This window comes from Acinetobacter sp. LMB-5, from assembly GCF_001541635.1.
In the GTDB taxonomy this organism is placed as follows: Bacteria; Pseudomonadota; Gammaproteobacteria; order Pseudomonadales; family Moraxellaceae; genus Acinetobacter; species Acinetobacter pittii.
In genome coordinates this window covers 1-427 of record NZ_LRDR01000076.1, presented here as the reverse complement: position 1 = coordinate 427, position 427 = coordinate 1, and the positions used below count along the sequence as shown (strand labels likewise).

At 48.2% G+C, this 427-nt stretch carries 1 protein-coding gene; it reads right to left on the bottom strand.

Going from position 1 to position 427, the window contains the following annotated elements; translation table 11 throughout:
• On the bottom strand, window positions 1-427 hold a 427-nt coding region (locus AW165_RS19855), incomplete at both ends, for a hypothetical protein (RefSeq protein WP_212823931.1).

Here is a 427-nt window from a genome sequence, read left to right as displayed (position 1 = left end):
AGCGCTTCAATCATGGCTTTCAAGCCTTTGATGCCCACATCCTCACTCAATATCGTACCACCTGCAGCTTCGAGAATAGGCTTGACCACTCCTGGCGCTTTTTCCATCACAGGAACTAAGCTCTGCATAAAGGCGGCATAGGCTTCATCGGTGCCTTGTCCTGTATTTACCGCATGACGCATTCTTAACGCCGCCGTTAGAACGTTCTTGCGTTCCTCGTCATCGGTAATGGCTTCAATGGCACCAGTCGTGTTGTCATCACCAACTAACTTGTTGAACTCACCCTGATCACTGAACCTTGCTTGGAAGCTTTCTTTTAAGCTATCCCCTAGTTTGTCATAGTTCCATACGCCAGCCTGACGACCAGCGGTTAATACTGCAGAATACTGATCCAATGAGATCTTATCGCCAAGCAAAGGGGCGTATT